A 14,078-nucleotide genomic window follows, 5' to 3' on the forward strand; every position below is an offset into this window, starting at 1 on the left:
CTCAGCCGTGCACGGCCGGCACCCGCCGGGCGCGCAGCACGTCGGCGACGGTCTCGGCGGCGGTCAGCGGGTCGAGCGGGTGGACCAGCACCGCGTCGGCCTGCGACCAGGTCGCGAGCCAGCGGTCGTCCTTGCGCCGCACCGACACGACGATCGGCGGGCAATCCTCGATCTCGTTCTTCAGCTGGCGGGTCAGCCCGATGCCACCGGTCGGCTGGGCCTCGCCGTCGAGGATGGCCAGGTCCACGTTGCCCGCGTCCATCTCGACGAGGACCTCGGAGATGCCGGACGCCTCGGTGTAGTCCACCCGGCCGAGGTCGGCGGCGGGCCTGCGGCCGACGGCGTTGATGATCGCCTCGCGCACCTCCGCCTTGTGGCTGAACACCAGGATCCGCATCGCCTGCTCGCCCATGAGCGCGCCTCCGCCTCGTCTAGTCATGTCGACCCCGCGATGTTATCCGCCATGACCGACATCACGTGGACGCACCCGACGGCTGGAGCGCGTCCCAGCCCAGGGAGTCGCCGCCGAGCCGTTGCGCGAGCCCCGCCATCCGTGACCGTTCCTGCGCGCAGTGCAGCGCGTCGAGGGGCTGGACGCGCAGTGCGTGCGCGAGGGCGAACTCCCCGTCGGATGCCTGTTCTCGCAGCTCCCAGCCGTCCTGGGCGAGGATCGAGGCCGCCTCCGCCACCTTTTCGGGCGGCAGCTTCAAGTGATGCCGCAGGATCGCGGGCGCTTCGGCGACCCAAGCGGGTGATCTCGCCAACGCCGAAGAATCCGCCTCGGCCGGATCGAACGCCTCCACGACGATCTCCACGCCGGGCGTGTCGATCGTCAGGCTGGGCGCGGAAGGCTTCCTGACCAGGTCACGAAGCCGATCTAGTAAACCCATGAGTAGCCCGGTTCCCACTTTCGTTCAGATGTGACCCGACACGCACGCGACCCGCCGTGGACCCACCCGGCGGGCGCCATGCGTGAGAGGACATAATGCGACGCGTGACAACGGCAGCTCCCACCATCAGCCAGCGGGTCCACTCGCTGAACCGGCCGAACATGGTCAGTGTCGGCACCATCGTGTGGCTGTCCAGCGAACTGATGTTCTTCGCCGGACTGTTCGCCATGTTCTTCACCGTGAAGGCGCAGAACGCGACCGGCCAGTGGCCGCCGCCGCTGCACGGTGAGCCCTTCGAGTTGAACGTCGCCTTGGCGATCCCGTTCACGGTGATCCTCGTGGCGTCCTCGTTCACCTGCCAGTTCGGCGTGTTCGCCGCCGAAAAGGGCGACGTCTTCGGCCTTCGACGCTGGTACATCATCACGTTGATCATGGGCGCGATCTTCGTCGGCGGCCAGGGTTACGAGTACCTCCACCTGATCGAAGAGGGGATGACGATCCCGTCCGGCCCGTTCGGCACGGTCTTCTTCCTCGCGACCGGGTTCCACGGCCTGCACGTCATCGGCGGGCTCATCGCGTTCGTGTACCTGCTCATCCGCACCAAGCTGAGCAAGTTCACCCCGGCCCAGGCCACCTCGGCGATCGTCGTGTCGTACTACTGGCACTTCGTCGACATCGTGTGGGTGGGTCTGTTCGCGGTGATCTACATCCTTCCGTGAACGAAGCCGCCACCACGACCTATCGGCCTGAACTGACAGCAAGGGTTGCCGCAAGATGACCTCCAGCAAGAACAACACGGAGCGCCGCTTCCGCAAGCGGTCGAAGGCACGCAGGCGGTTCGCCGGCGCGCTGGCGCTCGGGATCGCGCTGCTCAGCGTGGGCGGGTTGTACGCCGTTTTCGCCCCGGAGCCGCAGACCGCGCAGGCGCAGGGCGAATCCGCCCTCCTGCGCGAGGGCGAGAAGCTCTACAACAACACGTGTATCGAATGTCACGGGCCGAAGCTCGAAGGTGTCACCGACCGTGGCCCGAGCCTCATCGGCATCGGCGACGCGGCCGTGTACTTCCAGACCTCCACCGGCCGCATGCCCGCGGTGCGTCAGGAAGCCCAGGCGCAGCGGAAGCCGCCGAAGCTGTCCGAGGCCGAGATCAACGCCCTCGGCGCCTACATCCAGGCCAACGGTGGCGGCGCGCAGCGTCCCGCCGAGAAGGGTGACGCGCTGCGCGGCGACGACGTCGCGCGCGGCAGCGAGCTCTTCCGCCTCAACTGCGCCTCCTGCCACGGCTTCACCGGCCGCGGCGGCGCGCTCTCCTCGGGCAAGTTCGCCCCGAACCTGGACCCGGCCACGGAAGAGCAGATCTACACCGCGATGCTCACCGGGCCGCAGAACATGCCCAAGTTCTCCGACCGGCAGCTGTCGCCGGAGGAGAAGAAGGACATCATCGCGTTCGTGAAGTCCGTGAGCCACGGGAACAACGCTCCCGGCGGTAGCTCGCTCGGCGGACTCGGCCCGGCTTCGGAGGGCGCGATCGCGTGGATCGTCGGGATCGCCGCGCTGATCGGCGTGACGTTGTGGATTGGATCGAAGGCATGAGCGCCGAAGGGCCGAAGCCGCCGACAGAGGCGGAATTGGCGGACATGGATCGCGACCAGCTCGTCAAGCTGGGTACCGCGCTCGACGGGGTCGAGATCGTGGAGTACCCGACGCCGTGGCCGGTCGAGGGGACCCGGGCTGAGAAGCGCGCCGAGCGCGCTGTCGCCCTCTGGTTCGTGCTGGCCGCGCTGTCCGGCCTCGCGTTCGTGGTCCTCATCGCGTGGCCGCACTGGTTCGAGTACAAGGAGCCGGGTACGACCGGCTACACCAAGTACACGCTGTACACGCCGCTGCTCGGGGTCACCCTCGGGCTGGCCGTGCTCAGCCTCGGTATCGGTGTGATCCTCTACACCAAGAAGTTCATCCCGGCCGAGGTCTCGGTCCAGGAGCGCGGGGACGGCGGTTCCAAGGAGGTCGACAAGGCCACCATCGTCGCCCAGCTCGCCGACTCGGGCAGCCGCAGCACCATCGCGCGCCGCTCGATGATCAAGCGGTCCGCGGGTGCCGGTGCCGGTGTGCTCGGCCTCGCCGTCGCGGCGCTGCCGGTCGCGTCCTTCATCAAGGACCCGTGGAAGGACACCGAGAACCGCGACTCGCTGTGGCACTCGGGCTGGAAGAAGAACTTCCCGGACGAGGTCGTCTACCTGCGCCGCAACACCGGCCGTCCGCACGAGATCTCCCTGGTCAAGGCCGAGGACCTCGACGCCGGCGCGATGGAGACGGTGTTCCCGTACCGCAAGTCCGAGGAGCACGACGAGCACGCGCTGTCGGCCGCCTTCAAGCGGGTCGACAACCCGGTCATGCTGATCCGTCTCCGCCCGACCGACGCCGCCAAGGTCGTCAAGCGTCAGGGCCAGGAGGACTACAACTTCGGCGACTACTACGCGTACACGAAGATCTGCAGCCACGTGGGCTGCCCGACCTCCCTGTACGAGCAGCGGACCAACCGCATCCTCTGCCCCTGCCACCAGTCGCAGTTCGACGCGCTCCACTACGCCAAGCCGATTTTCGGGCCGGCTACGCGGCCGTTGGCCCAGCTTCCGATTACAGTGGACAAAGAGGGCTACCTGATCGCGCGCGGAGACTTCAACGAGGCCGTCGGACCGGCCTTTTGGGAGCGTAAGTCATGAGTTCACTCACCACCCCGACCAAGGGGACGAACCCGGTCGAGAAGGCCGCGGGCGCTGGTGCGAAGTGGGCCGACGACCGGTATCACCTGGCCAAGGGCATGCGGCACCAGCTCAACAAGGTGTTCCCGACGCACTGGTCGTTCCTGCTCGGCGAGATCGCGCTCTACAGCTTCATCATCCTGTTGCTGTCGGGTGTGTATCTCACGCTGTTCTTCGACCCCTCCATGGAGGAGGTCGTCTACAACGGCAGCTACACCGGTCTGCAGGGCGTCGAGATGTCGCGGGCCTTCGCGACCACGCTCGACATCTCATTCGACGTCCGGGGCGGTCTCTTCGTCCGCCAGCTGCACCACTGGGCCGCGCTGATCTTCGTGGCTTCGATGATGGTGCACATGTTCCGGATCTTCTTCACCGGAGCGTTCCGCCGCCCGCGTGAGGCGAACTGGGTCATCGGCGCGCTGCTGCTGGTCCTGGGCATGTTCGAAGGCTTCTTCGGCTACTCGCTCCCGGACGACCTGCTCTCCGGTACCGGTATCCGCGCGACCCTGTCGGGCATCGTGCTCTCGGTGCCGGTCATGGGCACCTGGATCCACTGGGCGCTGTTCGGCGGGGAGTTCCCCGGCAACGAGATCATCCCGCGCCTGTACACGATCCACATCCTGCTGCTGCCGGGCATCATGCTCGGCCTGGTGGCCGCGCACCTGGCGCTGGTCTGGTACCAGAAGCACACGCAGTTCCCCGGCGTGCGCCGCAAGGAAACCAACGTCGTCGGCGTCCGCATCATGCCGGTCTTCGCGCTCAAGGGCGGTGCGTTCTTCGCGCTGGTCACCGGCGTCATCGCGCTGATGTCGGGTCTCTTCCAGATCAACCCGATCTGGAACATCGGCCCGTACAACGCGGCGCAGGTCTCGGCGGGTTCGCAGCCTGACTGGTACATGGCCTGGGCCGACGGCATGCTGCGGATCTGGCCCGCGTGGGAGCTCTACCTCGGGAACTACACGGTCCCGGCGGTGTTCTTCCCCGGCGCGGTCGGGATGCCGCTGCTGATCGGCTTGCTGGTGATGTATCCCTGGATCGAGCGCAAGCTGTCCAAGGACACCGCGCACCACAACCTGCTGCAGCGTCCGCGCGACGTCCCGGTCCGGACCTCGCTGGGCATCATGGCCCTGACCTTCTTCGCGGTCATCATGCTGTCGGGCTTCAACGACATCATCGCGTTCGCCTTCGACATCTCGCTGAACGCGACGACGTGGGCGGGCCGGATCGGTGTCCTGCTGCTGCCGCCGATCGCGTACTACATCACCTACCGGATCTGCCTCGGCCTCCAGCGGGCCGACCGCGAGGTGCTGGAGCACGGTGTCGAGACCGGCATCATCAAGCGCCTGCCGCACGGTGAGTTCATCGAGATCCACCAGCCGCTCGGCCCGGTGGACGACCACGGCCACGCGATCCCGCTCGAGTACCAGGGCGCGTCGGTGCCGAAGAAGATGAACAAGCTCGGCTCGGCCGGACACGCCGTCGCCGGTTCGACCTGGTCCCCGGACCCGGTCGAGGAGACGATCGCGCTGGAGCGCGCCCGGGCCAACGGGCACGGCAACGGCAAGGTCGACGACATCGGTGGCGAGCCTTCGGAGGAGCGCAAGGAGATCACCTCCGGGCACTAGTTCGTCAGACACGCGTGAAGGCCCCCTTCCCTCGGCTCAGCCGAGGGAAGGGGGCCTTCACGCATTAGCGTCAGCCGGTGACCTTGAGCTCCAGGGGACGCATGTCGTCGTCGCTCGGGACGACGGTCAGGCCCGCGGCGGTGAGGACGGCGGTGAGCGCCGTCCGCATCGCCGCGTGGACGGCGATCTGCCGCCGCACCTGGGGATTCTCCTTGTCGCCTGCCACCAGGAGCCGGAAGGCCTCGTCACGCCAAGGCCTCGCCACCACCCAGTCGACCCAGACCCCGCAGGAGCCCTCGAAGACGTCCACCTCGATCACGGCACCTCCGGCGTCCCGGTGATCGTCCGGATCGGGCTCGACGATCACCGGGACTCCCGCCATCCGCAACGCGGCTTCGGTCCGGTCGCCCAGAGCGAACAGCCGTTCCTGCTCGGCGGGGTGGACGCGGCGGAGCGAGGTCATCCACCTGCTCCGCTGCCCACCAAGACGCGCTGTTCCGCTTCGGCGGCCGTCGCCGCACCGGGGAAGAGACCGCGTCTCTTGTAGGACTTCTTGATCATGTCGATCAGGCTCCCCTTGTAGATCTTGTCGATCTCGGGATCACCGGTCCACGGTACCGAGAACGACGTCTTGAGATCGGGCGCCATCTTGCTGACCCAGTCCCGTTTGCAGTCGGGGCACGGTTCGCGTTCGCTGTAGAGACCCTTGATGTTCTTGGGATCGAAACCCTGCTCGATGACCTGCTCGACGATGTGCTGCTCGGAGTGGCGGCCGGCGTCGTTGCTGTTGCCCGCCACGTAGCCGTCGGGGAGCTTCCCGTTCGGGTCCTTGTAGCCGGGGAGATAGGCGACGGCGACGTTCCGGCTGGTTCCGTAGCCGTTTCCGATCCGGTAGTCGAGCGCGATACTCGGCAACGTTCCCCCGTTGTCACCGTGATCCACGAGCCCGCAGGTGAAATCGGGGATGTCCGCGGTCTTCGCGGTGGCCGGTACCTGGCTGATCCGGTTGCACCATTTGCGGATGGCGTTGAAGAGCGGTTTGACCTTGTCCGCGACCTTGCGGAAGATCGCGGACTTGTTCAGGAACTTGGAGATGTTCTGGATGATCTTCACGACCGCCGAAGCCACCTTGGGCAGCTTCAGGAAGACGACGACGATCGACGCGACGTTGACCACGGTCCAAATGCAGGCCTCGATGTTGCCTTCACCGAAGCACCGCTCCGCGTCACGCCAGCCGATCACCTCCAGCAGGACTTCGGCCCCGATCTCCACCAGGAACGACGTCACACTGCCGCCGTTCTTGGACTGCTCCGCGGCCTGGCGGTACTCGTCCAGCAGCATCCGCCCGAATTCGGTCGCCGAGAGCATGGCGATTTCTTCTTGGGTCAGATCGGGCAGCCCGGCGCCCGTCTCCTCCGCCGCGCGGCGTCTCGCCTCCTCTTCTTCCTTGCGTTGCTGGTCTTCCGCGCGGTCGGCGGCTTGCTGGGCTTCGGTCGCGCTCTGCCGTGCCCGCTCCGCGGCGGCGGCCGCGTTACGCGCGTGTTCTTCGGCCCGGTCGGCCGCGGCCCTGGCTTCCGCCGCCGAGGCTTCCGCGGCGGTCGCCGCGTCCCTGGCGATTTGAGCGTCCCGCTCGGCACGCGACGCCGAGTCCCTCGCCGCCTGTGCCTCGCGTTCCGCCGCGGCGGCGTTCCGGCCGGCGATGGCGGCGTCGGCGTTGGCCTCGTTGGCCGCCCCACGCGCGGTTTGCGCGTCCGCACGGGCGGCCGCGTCCGACGCGTTCGCCCGCTCGCCCGCGGCACGGGCCAGCGCGCCTTCGGCCGCGGCCGCGGCCGCCGCTTCCTGCGCTTCGGCCGCCGAGTTCGCCGCGGCGGCGGCTGATGCCGCTGCCCGCGCCGCCGCTTCGAACGCGGGTTTGACCTCTTTCTGCGCCCGAGCAGCGGCTTCGGCGGCCCGATCCGCCGCCAGCCTCGCTTCGGTGGCCCGGTCGCGGGCCGCTTGCGCCTGCTCGGCTCCGACCGCCCTGGCCTGGTTGGCGACCAGGATGACGAAATCGGCGTCGAGGTCCGAACCCGCGTACGGCGCAACGACGGTGATCGCCCGGTTGGCCGGATCGGTGATCGCGCTCGACGACGCCCGCGCGGCGGTGGACGCCCGCAGGGCGATATCCGCTTGCGTGGCCGCGGAGACCGACTCGGTGAAGGCCGCGTCGGCCTCGGCGCGGGTACGCTCCGCCGCCATCAGCGAACGCATCGCCTCGCCCGCCGCCTGTTCCGCGAGCTGGACCGCGTTCCGTGCCGCCTCGGCCGCCTTGGTCTCCTCGGCGGTCGCCTCGGCCGCCTTCACGGTGGCCTGGGTGGCGTGGTGATGGGTCTCCGCCGCCGAGGCCTCGGCCCGGTTGGCCGCGTGGTTGGCCGCGGAGGCGGCGGCACGGGCTTCCTGAGCCGCGGCGCGGGCCCGTGCCGCCGCTCGGGTCGCTTCGCCCGCCGCTTGCCTCGCGACCACGGCGGCGCCGGTCGCCCGGTCGGCGGCGTCGCGGGCCGCGGTGGCCGCGGCGGTCGCGTTGTTGGCCTCGTTCCGCGCCGCGGCGGCGGCGTTCTTCGCGTCGGTCTCCGCCGCGGTGCCCCGTGCGGCGGCTTCGGCCGCGTTCAGCGCGTCCGCCTTCGCCTGCGCGGTCTGCTTCAGCCGTTCCGCGGTGAAGGCGGCGTCGCGAGCGGCTCTCGCCTTCCCTTCTTCACCCACCGCCCGCTGTTCGGCTTCCCCGGCGAGCCGTTCCTGCTCCTGTGCGCGGAGGTTGGAGTCGTTGGCGATACCGGCTTGGCGCTGGGCTTCGCCGCGGTGACGACGTGCTTCCGCGGCCGCTTGGTCGGCACGCTGACGGGCGGCGGCCGCGTTGGCCCGCTCGGCCTCGGCGACCCGCCGGGCGTTCTTCGCCCTGTCCCGCTGCCGTTCCGCTTCTTCGCGATGCGCGCGGGTGCGTTCGGCCGAGGCCCTGGCGGCGTTGGCCGCGGCTTCGGCCGCTTCGCGAGCCTGTCTGGCCCGGACGGCCGCGTCCTTGGCCGCCACCGCCTGCACTCGCGCCGCTTCGGCCACCTGGGCCGCGGCGGTCGCGTGTTCTTCGGCGTGCAGACCCCATTGGCGAGCCTGCTCGGCGTGTTTCTCGGCGCGTTCCTGGGCGTTGCGCGCCTGATCGGTGGCTTCGGTGGCGTCGATCGCGTGCTGAGCGGTCTCCGAGGCGTGGACCGCCGCCTGCCCAGCCGCGCTCATGCCCCTCGCCATGTCGGCCCACTGAGTGCCGTAGGGAAGTCCGACGGCGACCAGTTCGGCGGCCTGGACGCCCGCCTGCTCGGCCGCGCGTACGGCATCGGCCGCGGCGTTGCGGGCGTTGCCGACCTGACGGGCGGCCTCGGCCTTGACCAAGGCGAAGGAGTCGGGCGGGTGGTTGCCCGCCGCGTCGTTCGCGTCGAGGATCTGCTTGGCCTTGCGGGCTTCGTTCCCCGCGAGCACCATCGCGTTCGCGATCCGCTGGAGCGCGCGCAGCGCGTCCCCGTGCGCCACCATCAGGTTCCGCCGCGCGTTCATCGCCCGGACGGCCCGCTTGGCGAGGTCACTCAGCTGCTCGGCGGCCCGTGCCGCTGCTTCCTGGTCACGGATCTGCTTCTCCCGCTCTTCGGCGTCACGTTTCGCCGCGGCGAGGTACCCGGTGTTCAGGAACTCGGCGATGGCCGCGTCACCCGCGTCGAGCGCGGCCTGCGCCGCCGTCTTCACGTGGTGCCCGGCGACGCCGAGCAGTGCCGTGACCCTGGCGCGCAGCTCCTCCGCGCGTGCCTGGCCGCCCGCCGCGACCTGTGCGTCGCGTTCCCTCGCGATCTCCTTGCCGTAGGCGAGGAACTGCTCGCGGTCGGTATCGCTTCCCGCGAGCACCCGCTGGACCTCGGCGTTGAAGATCGGCCCGCCGGTGCCTGCCATCGCCTGGATGGTGGCCCGGTTCTGGCGCGCGGTCTCGGCTTCCCGCGCCGCGGCCCTCGCCTTGGCGGCGTCGAGGCCGGTTTCGAGGAATTCGTGCAATGCGGCTTCGGTGCCCGCGTCGAGCGCCGCGCGCGCGGCCTCACGTACTTCGGGCTCCTCGGCCAGCTCGGCGTGATCGGCGATGATCTGCCGGACGACGGGACTGCCCACCAGGGCGGGTACGCCCGATCGGCCGTCCCAGTTGCGGTACGGGTCTTCCGGCAGCGGACGGGCCGGGGACGTCGGTGGCGGTGTGGTCGGTGGTGGATCGTCGGCCGCGGCCGCGGGCGCCGGGTTGATGAGCCCGGCGAGCAGGGCGGTGGCCAAGAAGACAAGGAACGTTCTCAGCAGATATCTCGTTCTCGACATCAGAACCCCCAGAAATCGGTGCCTGCCGGTCGAACCGGCAGGCACCTCGGGCTTGTCAGTTGTAGTACTCTTTCGCGCCTTCGGCGGCGGTGTGTTCGATCCTTCCGTGCTGGAAGTAGCTCACGCGTTTACCGGGCACACCGGGGAAATCCATTTCGTCGGAAGTGGGATAACCGAGCCTGCTTCGTTCGTATTGCAGTGCCGCCCACCGATCGAAAATGGCTCCGTAGATCAGCTTCGGGCCGATGTCCGGGTGGTACCAGATGCCTCTGGGGCCGGCGAACAGGTTGCGCATACCTTTCCCGTCGGGCAGATATCCCGTGTCCCCGCTGGGGATGAATCCCGGAATGTTCCGGCCACCGGATTCGAGGTACTTGTTGAGCAGCGGGTCCAATATCCGGACCACGCCGTGTTGTGCCGACCAGAAGGCGCCACCCTTCTGGAAGCGTTTGTAGCGGATGCCGTTCAAGATGTTTTCCGGCTGGGTCTGCGGGCCGAGGCCGTTCCAGCCCCACCAGTCCTCGTTGAGCCAGCGCTCGTCGATCTTCGTGGTGATCGAAGGGTTGGGGCCGACGGGAATCCAGCTGATGTCGGCGGCGAAGTTGCCGTCGGTGTCGAAGTTGTTCTCCTTGCTCTGGCCGTTGGCCGCCCAGAGCTCGCCCCAGTACTGCCGCAGGTAGCGGCCCGGATACGCCTTCGCCTCCAGCGTCACGTTGGTCGGATTGCCGTCCCTGCCCGCCTTGGCGCACCAGGTGGCGTTGAGTTTGTAGCCGTCGGTGCCGTCGTTGCCCGCCAGCTGGACCCGCAGGTTGGGCGCGATGCGCAGGTAGCTGCCGACCCGGGTGGCCGATTCCAGCGAGAAGCAGTTCGGGTCGGCGAGCCCGGGGACGATCTTCCAGGTGGCGTCGCCCAGTGGTGCGGTGACGACATTCGACGGCTGGGTTCCCGGGGTGGCCCAGGCATCGCCGCCGGCACTGCGGACGTGCCAGCCCCGCCGTCCGGCGGTGACGCCGGCGAACGCCTGTTCCAGCACGGTGTACTGACCCTTGGCGAGGAAGTCCTTGACCTGGTCCCAGGTCCCGTTCGCGGCGACGTCGGCCGCGGCCGCGGCGAGCCGGGGACGGAGCCTGCTGGCGTCGGCCTTGGCCTTGATGTCGCGGACCTTCTGGCGGTCGGCCTCTTCCCGTTCGCGCAGGATCCTGGCGTCGTCCCTCGCACGGGCCTCGGCGACCCCGGTCCTGATGTAGGCGTTCCAGTCGGCGGGCAGGCCGGTGAGGGCGACGGTGGCCGCGTTCTTGATCTCGCGGTGCGCGGGGTCGGCGAGTTCCGGGGTCTTGAGCAGCTCGCGGATGAAGTCGTCGTCGGCGAGGTCGAGCCAGGCCGCGACGGCGATGACGGGAACCTTGTCGCAGGCGTCCTTCTTCGCCATCCTGGCGGCTTCCCTGCGGGCGGCCTCCTGGTTCTCCTGGTTCAACCGGTCGAGGTAGTCGAGCTGATCCTGGTGATTCAGTGCCCGGATCTTGTTCTCGATGAAGTCCTTCCAGACCGCCGCGTCACCGCCGAACGCGTCGAACGCGCCCTGCTTGAGTTTCGGCTGTTCCGGCCTCGCCTTCTGGTACACCTTGTAGATGAACATCTGATCGTTGTCGTTGAGCATGACGTCGTCGAAACCGACGATGTCGGCGTCGATCAGGATCTCCCGGCGCAGCTGGACGGTGCGGTCCCAGGCCTCCTGGCGACGCTGCCGTTCGACGCGGTCGCGGGCGGCGAAATCGAAGACGCCGGTGCGGATGAACGCCGTGGCGTCGGGGGCGGCGTTGTTGTCGAGCATGACCTTGTAGACGCGGTAGGCCTCGGCCTTGGTGACCGGGAAGTTCGTCGCGTCGATCTTGTCGTAGACCTTGAAGACGAAATTCATGTCGGTGGCCTCGCGCCATTCCTTGGTGGCTTCACCGACTTCGATCTCGAAAACCGCGCGTACCTTTTCGGTTTCGGTCGCGCTCGGCAGTTCGGCCGCCGCGGCGTCCGGGCTTTCACGGGGAACCGATGCCTCGGTGGCGGACGGGGCGGGCGCCTCGACGGTCGGGCTCGGCGGCGCCGGGGGAGCGGCGTACCCGATGGCCGGGGTGATCAGGCCGCACAGCACGGTCGCGGCGGTCAGCACGGCGACACGTCCGGCCGGTCGTCTGCCGACGATCAGTGATCTTCGCATTTCACATACCTCTGTTCGGGCGAAAAAGGCCGGCCGGGGGCCCTGGAGCGTTTCCCGGGCCCCCGGCCGGAGCAGGACGAACTCGGTCAGTTGACGGTCATGAACACGAGGATTTCGTAAGTGCTGGAGTTCCAGGTCATGTAGCCGTGCTCGAAATTGCTTTGCCGTCCGATGGGGATGGTGAACTCGTCGCTGGTCGGGAAACCGAGCCTGCCGTTTTCCGCGCCGAGCGAATTCCACCTGTCGCGAATGGAACCCATCACGAATTTGGCCCCGGTCGACGGTGTCCAGTAGATCGCCATGTTGTGGCCGTGGAAATTGATCATCGACCGGTTGGTCCCGTTCACCTGGTCGGTGCTCGGCAGCAGCCACTTGTGCCCGCCGAGGCTCAGGTACCGGGTGAGGATCTCGCCGGTGATGAACTTCGCGCCGGTCTCCGGGCCCCAGTACAGGCGGCCGTTGGTGAATTCGCGGAACCGGACACCCGCGTCGTAGATCTCCGCGGCCTTCGGATTACCGGCGAGCCCGCGCAGGCCGTCGTTGTTGAACCAGTCCAGCATCAGCGGCGTCGACACCTCGGGATTCGGTGCGACCACCCGCCAGTTCGAGTCCTCGGTGAAGAGCCGGTCCGTGTCGAACCAGTTCCCGCCACCCTGCTGGGCGATCCAGAGCTGCGCGTCGATATGCCGCAGTATCCGGCCCGGGTGCGCCTTCGACTCCAGCTGGACCTCGCCGCCGTTGCGCCGCGGGCACCAGGTGGCGTCCTTCTTGAACTGGTCGGTGCCGTCGTTGCCGTGCAGTTTGACCCGCAGATCCTGCTGCCGCAGGTAGTTCCCGGCGCGGTCGGTGGACTCCAGGGAGTAACACAGCGGATCGGCGAGCCCGCTCGCCACCTTCCAGGTCGCGTACGGCAACGGCTTGGTCCCGTCGGTGCCGGGGTTCCCGGTGGTGATCCACGCGTCGCCCCCGCCGGTGTGGACGTGCCAGCCCCGGACGCCGGGGGTGTAGGTCCCGAACGACTGGGTCAGTACCTCGTACTGGCCCGTGCGCAGGAACGTGACCACCGCGTCGCGGTTGCCCGCCAGCGCCGCGTTGGCGGCCGCGACGAGCCGCGGCCGGAGCCCGCTGTTCTCCGCGCGGACCTTGAGCTGCCGCACGGCGTCCCGGTTGGCCTGGTCTTCCTGCGCTTCACGGCGGGCCTTGTCGCGGCCGGCCGCCGCCTTGAGCCCGGTGTCGACGAACGCCTTCCACGCCGCCGGATCCGTGCTGCGGGAGGCGCGCTCCGCCGCGTCCTTGACCTCGATGTTCGCCGGGTTGGCCAGTTCGGGCAGCCGCAGCAGCTCACGGACGAAGACGTCGTCCTCGGCGTCCAGCCAGACGTTCTGGAAGGTGGCCGGAATCTCGGCGACGGCGGTGCGCCGCTTGATGTCACGCTCTTCCCGGGCCGCCTTCTCGGCGTTCTCCTGCCGGAGGCGTTCGAGGTGTTCGATGATGTCCTGCTCGGCGAGGTCGAGGATGGTGACCTCGATGAAGGTCTTCCAAGCGGCGGCGTCGCCCTTGTACGCGGTCATCGCGCCGCTCTGGACCTTGGAGCCGCTCTTGGCCCGGCTGGCGACCTGGAAGACGAAGTTCCGGTCGGTGAGGTCGAGCAGCACGGGGTCCAACGGGATGATGCGGGCGTTCTCCAGTGCCTTCATCCGCGCGCCGATCCGGTCCCGCCGTTCGATGTCGCGGAGGATCTTCTCGTCGTGATCGCGCTGGACGAATTCGTGGATACCGGTCCGGATGAACGCCGAGGCGTCGGCGACGGTGAGACCGTAGATCCGTGACGCTTCCGCCTTGGTGCGGGGGAAGGCGTCGATGCTGATCTTCTCGTAGACCTTGAAGACGAAGTTCTTGTCGGACAACCGCAGCCAATCGTCGGTCGCCTCGCCGACCTCGATCGCCTCGACCGCCAGCACCTTGTCCCGCTGTGACGCCGGGGGAACCGTGGTCGACCCGATATCGGGTTCCGCGGTCGGCACGGCGGGCGGCACACCCTGTCCGGGTGGTGTTTCGGCCGCACCCGCCGGTGCGCCGACCAGCCCCGCGAACACGGCGGCGACGGCGGCCGCCGCTATGCCACGGCTGAGCCATGGCCTTGACATGGACGTTCTTCGCATACCCCAGTCACCTATTCTCGAGAGGAAGCCGCCGCGGGAAACCGGACGGCGGA

10 protein-coding genes are annotated in these 14,078 nt (G+C 68.6%); 4 read left to right on the top strand and 6 right to left on the bottom strand.

Features of this window, described 5'->3' with window-relative positions; genetic code table 11:
• Nucleotide 1 precedes the first annotated feature (1 nt).
• Together AB8M46_RS38905 and AB8M46_RS38910 are read right to left on the bottom strand one after the other, a co-directional pair.
• On the bottom strand, nt 2–412 hold the full coding sequence (locus AB8M46_RS38905) for a hypothetical protein (RefSeq protein WP_016336048.1): 411 nt from the start codon (nt 410–412) through the stop codon (nt 2–4).
• A 61-nt stretch (nt 413–473) separates the two neighbouring features.
• Nucleotides 474–890 (bottom strand): hypothetical protein, encoded by a 417-nt coding sequence (locus AB8M46_RS38910; RefSeq protein WP_394363414.1) that lies wholly within the window; start codon nt 888–890, stop codon nt 474–476.
• A gap of 95 nt (nt 891–985) precedes the next feature.
• Between AB8M46_RS38910 and AB8M46_RS38915 the strand changes: the two genes are divergently transcribed.
• Genes AB8M46_RS38915 through AB8M46_RS38930 form a run of 4 tightly spaced genes read left to right on the top strand, consistent with a single transcriptional unit; the run spans nt 986 to nt 5,277 of the window.
• A complete protein-coding gene (locus AB8M46_RS38915; protein ID WP_081975967.1) occupies nt 986–1,609 on the top strand; it encodes a heme-copper oxidase subunit III in 624 nt (207 codons plus the stop codon).
• 55 nt (nt 1,610–1,664) lie between these two features.
• A complete protein-coding gene (locus tag AB8M46_RS38920; protein WP_037344744.1) occupies nt 1,665–2,483 on the top strand; it encodes a c-type cytochrome in 819 nt (272 codons plus the stop codon).
• Nucleotides 2,480–3,613, top strand: a complete 1,134-nt coding sequence (locus tag AB8M46_RS38925; RefSeq protein ID WP_037344746.1) for a ubiquinol-cytochrome c reductase iron-sulfur subunit — start codon at nt 2,480–2,482, stop codon at nt 3,611–3,613. The genes AB8M46_RS38920 and AB8M46_RS38925 overlap by 4 nt, the downstream gene beginning before the upstream one ends.
• Nucleotides 3,610–5,277 carry a cytochrome bc complex cytochrome b subunit gene (locus AB8M46_RS38930; protein WP_037344747.1) on the top strand — a complete coding sequence of 556 codons (1,668 nt, stop codon included), beginning with the start codon at nt 3,610–3,612 and terminating at the stop codon, nt 5,275–5,277. Before AB8M46_RS38925 ends, AB8M46_RS38930 begins: the two co-directional genes overlap by 4 nt.
• A gap of 70 nt (nt 5,278–5,347) precedes the next feature.
• On the opposite strand, the gene AB8M46_RS38935 is transcribed toward AB8M46_RS38930, so the two are convergent.
• The 4 genes from AB8M46_RS38935 to AB8M46_RS38950 all read right to left on the bottom strand — a co-directional run bounded on the left by AB8M46_RS38935 (nt 5,348) and on the right by AB8M46_RS38950 (nt 14,010).
• On the bottom strand, nt 5,348–5,740 hold the full coding sequence (locus tag AB8M46_RS38935; protein WP_052120970.1) for a hypothetical protein: 393 nt from the start codon (nt 5,738–5,740) through the stop codon (nt 5,348–5,350).
• Complete coding sequence (locus AB8M46_RS38940; protein WP_394363415.1) at nt 5,737–9,651, bottom strand: nucleic acid/nucleotide deaminase domain-containing protein; 3,915 nt, start codon at nt 9,649–9,651, stop codon at nt 5,737–5,739. The genes AB8M46_RS38935 and AB8M46_RS38940 overlap by 4 nt, the downstream gene beginning before the upstream one ends.
• 55 nt (nt 9,652–9,706) lie before the next feature.
• Nucleotides 9,707–11,863 (bottom strand): AbfB domain-containing protein, encoded by a 2,157-nt coding sequence (locus AB8M46_RS38945; RefSeq protein ID WP_394363416.1) that lies wholly within the window; start codon nt 11,861–11,863, stop codon nt 9,707–9,709.
• Nucleotides 11,864–11,949: 86 nt separating this feature from the next.
• A complete protein-coding gene (locus AB8M46_RS38950; RefSeq protein WP_378426750.1) occupies nt 11,950–14,010 on the bottom strand; it encodes an AbfB domain-containing protein in 2,061 nt (686 codons plus the stop codon).
• Nucleotides 14,011–14,078 lie beyond the last annotated feature (68 nt).

The sequence above is a fragment of the Amycolatopsis sp. SB7-3 genome (genome assembly GCF_041021335.1).
Classification (GTDB): Bacteria; Actinomycetota; Actinomycetes; order Mycobacteriales; family Pseudonocardiaceae; genus Amycolatopsis; species Amycolatopsis japonica.

Coding starts and splice junctions, on each gene's coding strand:
- AB8M46_RS38905 (WP_016336048.1), bottom strand. CDS start 412: ATGGGCGAGCAGGCGATGCGGATCCTGGTGTTCAGCCACAAGGCGGAG.
- AB8M46_RS38910 (WP_394363414.1), bottom strand. CDS start 890: ATGGGTTTACTAGATCGGCTTCGTGACCTGGTCAGGAAGCCTTCCGCG.
- AB8M46_RS38915 (WP_081975967.1), top strand. CDS start 986: ATGCGACGCGTGACAACGGCAGCTCCCACCATCAGCCAGCGGGTCCAC.
- AB8M46_RS38920 (WP_037344744.1), top strand. CDS start 1,665: ATGACCTCCAGCAAGAACAACACGGAGCGCCGCTTCCGCAAGCGGTCG.
- AB8M46_RS38925 (WP_037344746.1), top strand. CDS start 2,480: ATGAGCGCCGAAGGGCCGAAGCCGCCGACAGAGGCGGAATTGGCGGAC.
- AB8M46_RS38930 (WP_037344747.1), top strand. CDS start 3,610: ATGAGTTCACTCACCACCCCGACCAAGGGGACGAACCCGGTCGAGAAG.
- AB8M46_RS38935 (WP_052120970.1), bottom strand. CDS start 5,740: ATGACCTCGCTCCGCCGCGTCCACCCCGCCGAGCAGGAACGGCTGTTC.
- AB8M46_RS38940 (WP_394363415.1), bottom strand. CDS start 9,651: ATGTCGAGAACGAGATATCTGCTGAGAACGTTCCTTGTCTTCTTGGCC.
- AB8M46_RS38945 (WP_394363416.1), bottom strand. CDS start 11,863: ATGCGAAGATCACTGATCGTCGGCAGACGACCGGCCGGACGTGTCGCC.
- AB8M46_RS38950 (WP_378426750.1), bottom strand. CDS start 14,010: ATGTCAAGGCCATGGCTCAGCCGTGGCATAGCGGCGGCCGCCGTCGCC.